This window comes from Paraburkholderia sp. 2C (assembly GCF_054589215.1).
Window position 1 is genome coordinate 114,216 of sequence record NZ_BAAILL010000046.1, and the last position, 6,932, is coordinate 121,147.

10 protein-coding genes are annotated in these 6,932 nt (G+C 62.2%); 4 read left to right on the plus strand and 6 right to left on the minus strand.

All coding sequences use genetic code 11. The features are described from left to right. Positions 1-21: 21 nt before the first annotated feature. Both ACYPXD_RS24210 and ACYPXD_RS24215 read right to left on the minus strand, forming a co-directional pair. A complete protein-coding gene (locus ACYPXD_RS24210) occupies positions 22-207 on the minus strand; it encodes a hypothetical protein (protein WP_459717071.1) in 186 nt (61 codons plus the stop codon). Positions 208-214: 7 nt separating this feature from the next. Beyond that, the gene (locus ACYPXD_RS24215) at positions 215-577 is read right to left on the minus strand and encodes a winged helix-turn-helix transcriptional regulator (protein ID WP_459717005.1); all 363 of its coding nucleotides are present in this window, start codon (positions 575-577) and stop codon (positions 215-217) included. 88 nt (positions 578-665) lie between these two features. On the opposite strand from ACYPXD_RS24215, the gene ACYPXD_RS24220 reads away from it, so the two are divergent. Both ACYPXD_RS24220 and ACYPXD_RS24225 read left to right on the plus strand, forming a co-directional pair. Then, positions 666-1,400 carry an SDR family NAD(P)-dependent oxidoreductase gene (locus ACYPXD_RS24220; protein ID WP_459717007.1) on the plus strand — a complete coding sequence of 245 codons (735 nt, stop codon included), beginning with the start codon at positions 666-668 and terminating at the stop codon, positions 1,398-1,400. A gap of 21 nt (positions 1,401-1,421) precedes the next feature. Further along, complete coding sequence (locus ACYPXD_RS24225) at positions 1,422-2,021, plus strand: NADPH-dependent F420 reductase (protein ID WP_459717010.1); 600 nt, start codon at positions 1,422-1,424, stop codon at positions 2,019-2,021. A gap of 60 nt (positions 2,022-2,081) precedes the next feature. On the opposite strand, the gene ACYPXD_RS24230 is transcribed toward ACYPXD_RS24225, so the two are convergent. The 4 genes from ACYPXD_RS24230 to ACYPXD_RS24245 form a co-directional block, all read right to left on the minus strand. Then, entirely contained in the window at positions 2,082-2,465 is a 384-nt protein-coding gene (locus ACYPXD_RS24230) for an ATPase (RefSeq protein ID WP_459717074.1), read from the minus strand. A 318-nt stretch (positions 2,466-2,783) separates the two neighbouring features. Beyond that, positions 2,784-3,905 carry a PDDEXK nuclease domain-containing protein gene (locus ACYPXD_RS24235; protein WP_459717012.1) on the minus strand — a complete coding sequence of 374 codons (1,122 nt, stop codon included), beginning with the start codon at positions 3,903-3,905 and terminating at the stop codon, positions 2,784-2,786. After that, positions 3,902-5,101, minus strand: a complete 1,200-nt coding sequence (locus ACYPXD_RS24240) for a tyrosine-type recombinase/integrase (RefSeq protein ID WP_459717015.1) — start codon at positions 5,099-5,101, stop codon at positions 3,902-3,904. The genes ACYPXD_RS24235 and ACYPXD_RS24240 overlap by 4 nt, the downstream gene beginning before the upstream one ends. Before the next feature lie 238 nt (positions 5,102-5,339). Next, the gene (locus ACYPXD_RS24245; protein WP_459717017.1) at positions 5,340-5,480 is read right to left on the minus strand and encodes a hypothetical protein; all 141 of its coding nucleotides are present in this window, start codon (positions 5,478-5,480) and stop codon (positions 5,340-5,342) included. A 215-nt stretch (positions 5,481-5,695) separates the two neighbouring features. On the opposite strand from ACYPXD_RS24245, the gene ACYPXD_RS24250 reads away from it, so the two are divergent. Together ACYPXD_RS24250 and ACYPXD_RS24255 are read left to right on the plus strand one after the other, a co-directional pair. Further along, complete coding sequence (locus ACYPXD_RS24250; protein WP_459717019.1) at positions 5,696-6,493, plus strand: class II aldolase/adducin family protein; 798 nt, start codon at positions 5,696-5,698, stop codon at positions 6,491-6,493. 6 nt (positions 6,494-6,499) lie between these two features. Further along, positions 6,500-6,932: 2-dehydropantoate 2-reductase N-terminal domain-containing protein (locus tag ACYPXD_RS24255; protein WP_459717022.1), on the plus strand; the 433-nt coding region annotated here is incomplete at its 3' end.

The following is a 6,932-nucleotide window of genomic DNA, read 5'->3' on the forward strand; positions in this document are numbered from 1 at the left end:
GCTTGGAGCCGGTGCTAGTCGTTATTCCTTGGTTTCGACAATCCACCACACGGCACGCGGCAAGGCGCGGCCTGTGATGGGGTGCAAGTCGGTCAGGTCGGCATAGGCTGTCCAGCCGCGCGGCGGACGATAGCCGCGCACGTCGCCATCGCCATGCCAGCGGCGGGCGCGTACCGTGCGGTCGGCGACCGTCCAGCGGCTCTTCAGCCTTCGACTAAGCTACAACGTCGCGCTCGGCAAAGATGCTCGCCATTTCCGCCGCGTGCTCGGTTCCCCAAGTGCAGAGCGGAACGATTGCCTCGGCCAGACTGCGGCCCAGCGCGGTCAGCGCGTAGTCCACACGCGGCGGTACTTCTTTGTAGTCGGTTCGTGCCAGCACGCGATCCGCTTCCAGATCCTTCAATTGCTGGATCAGCACCTTGTCGCTGACGTCCGGAATCAGGCGCTTGAGTTCGCCGTAGCGCTTCGGGCCGGTGCGCAGGAAAAACAGAATCAGCGGTTTCCACTTGCCCGAGATGATGCGAAGTGTGGCATTGAGTCCACAGCCGGTATCGCAGATTTCAGAAATGCTCGTCATTTTCTATACTTACCAAAAAGTGCATACTTGTTGAAAGGTAACTTGAACCGCATAGTTGTGCAACTCCAACCAACAAAGGATGCACAACATGACCAGACTGCAAGGAAAGACTGCCGTGATTACCGGCGGTGCCACCGGCATCGGCCTCGCCGCGGCAAAGCGCTTCATTGAGGAAGGCGCGTTCGTCTTCATTTTCGGCCGTCGGCAGGAAGCACTCGATACGGCCTTGGCCAGCCTCGGCCCCCATGCCCGCGCGGTGCAGGGCTCGGTTTCCGACGAGGCCGACCTCGACCGGCTCTATGCGGCGGTGAAAGCCGAGCGCGGAAGCCTCGACATCGTTTTTGCCAATGCCGGTGCGGGCAGCCCGCTTTCGCTGGGCCAGATCACCGCCCAGCACATCGACGACACCTTCGACACCAATGTGAAGGGCACGATCTTCACCGTGCAGAAGGCGCTGCCGTTGATGGGCGCAGGTGGTTCGATCATCTTGACCGGATCGAGCGCCGGAACCACGGGTGCCCCAGGATTCACGGCCTACAGCGCGAGCAAGGCGGCCGTGCGCAATCTCGCCAAGACCTGGGCGGAAGACCTGAAAGGCACCGGCATTCGGGTCAACGTGCTGTCGCCCGGAGCAACCGCCACCGAACTGGCGAAGGAAGCGCTGGGCGAGGAAGGCCAGAAGGCGTATGGCGCGATGACGCCGCTCCAGCGGATGGCCGATCCGTCGGAAATCGGTGCGGCGGCGGCCTTTCTCGCCTCGCCGGACAGCAGCTTCATGACCGCCAGCGAAGTCGCCGTTGACGGTGGCCTCGCGCAACTTTGACGAGCAGCACGGAGAGAATCCATGAGCTACGCAATCCTCGGTTTCGGCAAGATCGGCCAGGCGCTTGCCAAGGCATTTGCCCGCAATGGCATCGAAGTGTCCGTTGCGACCACGCGCGACCCGGCGAGCTTTGCTGCCGACGCCGCCGCCATCGGGCATACGATCATTCCCGTAACTCTCGCGGAAGCCGTCAAGGCGGACATCCTCTTTTTGGCGGTTCGTTTCGAGTCGCACCCCGAGGTCGCAAAGGCGCTTCCCACTTGGCGAGGGAAGATCATCGTCGATGTGACCAATGCCTACGGCGTGCCCCCTGATGAACTAGGAGGACAGCCTTCTTCCAGGTTCGTTGCACAGGCTTTCTCCGGTGCAAAACTGGTCAAGGGCTTCAACCATTTGGTCGCGGCTACGCTTGCCCAAGACCCGACCGTGCATGGTGGTAAGCGAGTCGTGTTCCTGGCAAGCGATGATGATGGTGCCGCAGCGGAGGTCGGCTCGCTTGCGAAAAATCTCGGTTTCGCACCAATCCAACTCGGCGGACTTGCCGATGGTGGATTGCTTGTGCAAGCGCGCGGCAATAGTTGGGGGCACCTGATCTTCAAGGATCTGGTCAAGTTCGATTGATGAATCAAGGCTGAAAAAAGTGCGTCGCCCCTGGGAGCGACGCGCCGGATGTAGCCGCGATCAGTGCGCGACCATCGACTGCAACTGCTCGATGACGCCGGATTCGACGAATACGCATGGCTGCTTGTCCGCGATCGGCACGTTGAACACGCGAGCGAACACCTCGCGTTTCAGATGCGCCAATCGCCCCGTCCGATACGCTTGTTCGGGCTTCATCCGATCAGCACCGGACGAGCCGCTGCGCTGCGGGTCGCACTCGACCAGCGCGACAAAGCCATCGTCGGACAGCTTCTGGTGTTCCGCGCATAAGCCCCAGCCGGTCGCCGTGTGGTGCTCCATGCTCGCTCGCAGACGGCGATCCAGCAGAATGGCTCCGGTGTCAAAGCGAGCGCCGCAGACAAGGCAAACGTGTTGTTCGAGGGAAACGTGCGATTTGTCGTTCATGACGATCTCCGGTTGCACGGGCGGAATTGCCCGGAACCGTCGCCAGCACGGCGCAGCGCAAGCCGTCAGGGGGCGTAGCCGGCCACGGCCGCAAGCGCCAAAGGCGCGCAGCCCTTGACGGCGAGAACGCCGTGGTACGGTGAAGGGAACAGCAAGACCGCCCACACTCCACCTTCTGCCTTCTTGCCGTTGGGAAGTGCGCAGACCCGCGAGGGTCGAAGGTCGAAAGCGTCAGGGGTCAAAGCCGGATGGCCGCGACTCGGCACGAGGCGCGGGGCGCAGCCCGCGAACCCGACGGCGGCACGCCGGGACGCCCGGTTATCGCTTGCGTTTCTTGGAGAGCAGTTTTCCGCGAGATTCGACCAGCCGCCGCGTGTTCTCCAATTCCTTTTGCAGCACTTCGGCATCCGGCAGCACCATCCGATAGTTCGCCGCCATTACCTTGGACGGCAAACCTTCCAGCGCGTACCGCGCCAGCGCATGTCCCTTGTCAGCACACAAGATCAGGCCCACGGGCGGGTTCTCGTCGGCGAACGTCCAGTGTTCCTTCGCGTAGTTGCAATACACGTGCATCTGGCCCACGTCGGCATGGGTTAAAGCGCCGAGCTTCAAGTCGATGATGACCAGGCAGCGCAACTTGCGATGGAAAAACAGTAGATCGACGCGATACCACGTCTGGTCGATGCGCAAGCGACGTTGCCGCCCAACGAAGGCGAAGCCATCGCCCAATTCGAGCAGGAAATCCTCCAGCCGCCGAATCAGGGCTTGCTCAAGATCGGACTCGGAATACTCGTCCTTGAGGTCAAGGAACTCCAGCACGAACGGGTCTTTGATCGCATCATCGGCCGTGACGGCATCGGTCGGCTTCGGCACGGCGCCCTTGACCAGCATCGCCGCCTTGTTCTTCGACAGCGCCGTGCGCTCGTAGAACTGGCTGTTGATCTGCCGGTCGAGCTGGCGCACGCTCCAGCCGCCGCGCAGAGCTTCGGCCTCGTAGAACTGGCGGGCATGGCCGTCCTTGACCGACAGCAGTCGGACGTAGGCCGACCACGGTAACGTGAACACCTGGGCCAGCTCGGCGAGATCCAATTTCCGAGACACTGTCTCGGAAATTGCCGGCCGGGGGTACGCGAGGAAGAACAGCCGCATGTTCTCCAGATTGTCCGGGCTGAATCCGCGCCCAAACTGCGTGGTCAAGTCGGCAGACAACCGCACCATCAACTGCTCGCCGTAGCCCGCGCGCCGCTTGCCCTGTTGTTCGGCTTCGACGATGCGACGGCCAATCTCCCAATAGCTCGCCGTCATCAACGCATTGACGCTGCGCGCCGCCGCGTGGCGCGCAGCATCGAGCAGTTCGACGATGCCGCTGTGGATGCCGGCATAGCCAGCGGGCAAGGCGGCGGGGGATTTCCCCGCCGTCGCAAGCGTCTTCTTGCTCATGCCGTGGCCTCCACGGTGCGCACTGCGCTGGTAAGCGCCTTGCGCCGGCTTGCCACCAGTTCGGCCGCGTCGCGCACCGGCTTGTCCTCGGTGTGGACGTAGTGCATGAACTGAGCGACGGTCTTGTGTTGGGTCAGCTCCATGCCGACCTTGATGGGGACGCCGGAATTGGCAATGTCCGTCGCCGAGCGGTGGCGGATGCCATGCGTGCCGACGTGCGGTACATCGGCCGCCTTGAGCACCCGGCACCAGCCACAATAATGCTGGCCGTAGGTCAGGTGCTTGGTCGGGTCTTTGGGCTTCGGCAAGACATAGCGGCAGCCCTCCAGACGCGGTGCGGTGGACAGCAGCCGATAGGCTTCCTCGCTCATGGGTTTGGACATGCCGCCGGTCTTGCTGTCCGGCCAGACGACGCGCCGGTGTTCCAGATCCACCCAATCCCATTCGAGCTTGCAGATTTCGGAGCGCCGACCAGCGAACTCGAATTGCAGGCGAATCGACAGCGGGATGACGTAGTTCTCCAGTCCTTCCGCTTCCAGCTTCTCCAACTGGCGGAAGACGCGCACCAATTCATCGTCCACGATCAGCCGCGTTTCCTTGCCCGGCGGGTACATCGGGACATGGCGGCACGGATTGGTGCCGTCCGGGCGATAGCCCCACACTTCGGACAGATTGAACATCTTGCGCAGCACGCCGAAGGTCTTGTTCGCCTCGGTCGGCTTGTACGAGAGCTTTTCCATCAGCCCCGCAATGTCCGGCCGCTTTACCTCATGAACCTTCTTGCGACCGAGCAACGGGATGACGTTGCGGTTGATGACGGCCTGATAGCCGTCCTGCGTGCTGGGCTTGTTGCGCTTCCTGGAGTAGTCCTCCATGAACTTTTTGCACAACTCGGCGACGGTGGGCGCTTTGCGAGCCTCGGCCCTGTCACCGCCGGGATCACCGCCCCGGCGAACCTCGGCCAGCCAATCCTGCGCCATGACGCGGGCCTGTTCGACGGTCAATTCCCCGAACAACCCCAAGGCGGGTTTGCGGCGCTGGCCGGCGTTCGTCCGGTACTGGAGCATGAACACCTTGCGGCCCGCTGGGGTAATCTTGCACAGGAAGCCGGGCACTACGGTATCCCGCAGTTCGACGGCCTGCGCCTGAGCTTGCGCCGTTTCCACGGCGGTCTTGGTGAGCTTGATCTTAGCCATGCTGACTCCTCGGGTAGCCCCGGAATCCAGGTGTCAGCTAAGAACCGTCAGGAGGAAAGCCGGGGCGGGTTTCGGAAAGCACCGGCATATGTTGAAGCGATCTAAGCCCTTGATAAACCTGCTGTATCGGGCTGTGGCGCACTCCAGCGCATTTCGGTGCTGGAGTCAGCGTGAAACAAAAAACCCCGCGTAATGCGGGGTCTAATGGCGAGTCACATCGTGCGAGTCACATCGACCATCAGTGGTGGCAGCGACGCTCCCAATGATGATGAACGCGCACCTTGTGACACACTTCATGGTGGTAGTCGTAGGCAAATGCGGACGAGATGCTACCCATTCCTGCCGCGACGGCAACCAGCGCCAGTAAAACCTTCTTCATCCTGAATCCTCTGAAATCAAAAAACGGGAAAGGGGCCGTCATCGTAGCAACGCCGCATTACGATTTGCTAAAAGCGCACTAGAAAAAGAGTCGTGCATGGCTTGCGTTTTCGTTGCGCATGCAACCAGGTTGTCCTATGCTGCGCTGACCGTCATGTTGCCGTGCAGCAGCCGTCTTCTGCGCGAATTGCACGTGCCGCCGGGGAGGAGACCGCCATGTCCGCTGTCGATAACCAGCAACCCGTCCCGCAACCCGGCATGACCGCGAGTCACGATGCGAGTCACGCTAATACGGAGCGTGCGTTGCGCATCGAGCTAGCAGGCACGTATCGCGTCTTCGCGATGCTCGGCTGGACCGAACTCATCTATAACCACATCACGGTGCGCGTACCCGGCCCGGGCACGCATTTTCTGATCAATCCGTTCGGACTGCACTACACCGAAGTGAATGCGTCGAACCTCGTAAAAATCGATGTCGACGCCAACGTGATCGGGGCGTCGGCGTATCCGGTGAATCCGGCCGGATTCGTCGTGCATGCGGCGATTCATCGTGCGCTGCCCGATGCGCACTGCGTGATGCATACGCATACGACCGCGGGTCTTGCCGTCGCCTGTTCGCAGTCGGGACTCGAAAATACCAACTTCTATGCGGCGCAGCTGCACGACATGATCGCGTATCACGATTTCGAAGGTGTCACGGTTCGCGCCGACGAAGGCGCGCGTATCGTTGCCGACCTCGGCGACAAGCGTTTGATGATTTTGCGCAACCACGGCTTGCTGTCGATCGGTTCGACGCTAGCCGAAGCGTTCGTGCGACTATGGACGCTCAATCGCGCCTGCGAGGTGCAACTCGCCACCGCAACGCTGGGTACGGCGCGAGCGATCCCCGACGATATCGCCGCGCGCAGCACACGGGACGCCCTGCAATTCGATCCACGTCATGGTGCGGGCGCCGATGTGCTGCATGCGTTGCTGCGGCAGGTCGATCGTATCGATACTTCATACAGGGAGTGACAGGCGATGAGTTCCGAATCGCGATCGGCCCCGCAACCCATCCGCACGGCTGTTGTCGGCGCGGGCGCGATCGGCGGTTTGATCGCGGCGGCGGCGGTGCACGCCGGCCATTCGGTCAGCGTGCTCGCGCGCGGCAAGACGCTCGATGCGCTGCGCTCGGACGGGCTCAAGGTGATCGACGGCTCACGCGAAGCCGTCGTGCGCGTCAATGCCGGCGATGCGCCGGACGCGTTCGGTGTGCAGGACTACGTGGTGATTGCGCTCAAGGCGCAGACGCTGCCTGCCATCGCGGCCAGCTTGCAGCCGATGATCGGGCCGCGCACCGTGATCGTCGCCGCGATGAACGGGTTTCCATGGTGGTTCACGCACGACTTCGCCGGGCCGCTCGATAACCAGACCATCGAGGCGGTCGATCCTGGCGGCAGCGGGGGGGGGGGGG

Bases quoted from the DNA above. Each gene is read 5' to 3' on its own strand.
- ACYPXD_RS24250 (WP_459717019.1), top strand. From the start codon at position 5,696: ATGTCCGCTGTCGATAACCAGCAACCCGTCCCGCAACCCGGCATGACC.
- ACYPXD_RS24230 (WP_459717074.1), bottom strand. From the start codon at position 2,465: ATGAACGACAAATCGCACGTTTCCCTCGAACAACACGTTTGCCTTGTC.
- ACYPXD_RS24235 (WP_459717012.1), bottom strand. From the start codon at position 3,905: ATGAGCAAGAAGACGCTTGCGACGGCGGGGAAATCCCCCGCCGCCTTG.
- ACYPXD_RS24215 (WP_459717005.1), bottom strand. From the start codon at position 577: ATGACGAGCATTTCTGAAATCTGCGATACCGGCTGTGGACTCAATGCC.
- ACYPXD_RS24220 (WP_459717007.1), top strand. From the start codon at position 666: ATGACCAGACTGCAAGGAAAGACTGCCGTGATTACCGGCGGTGCCACC.
- ACYPXD_RS24225 (WP_459717010.1), top strand. From the start codon at position 1,422: ATGAGCTACGCAATCCTCGGTTTCGGCAAGATCGGCCAGGCGCTTGCC.
- ACYPXD_RS24240 (WP_459717015.1), bottom strand. From the start codon at position 5,101: ATGGCTAAGATCAAGCTCACCAAGACCGCCGTGGAAACGGCGCAAGCT.
- ACYPXD_RS24245 (WP_459717017.1), bottom strand. From the start codon at position 5,480: ATGAAGAAGGTTTTACTGGCGCTGGTTGCCGTCGCGGCAGGAATGGGT.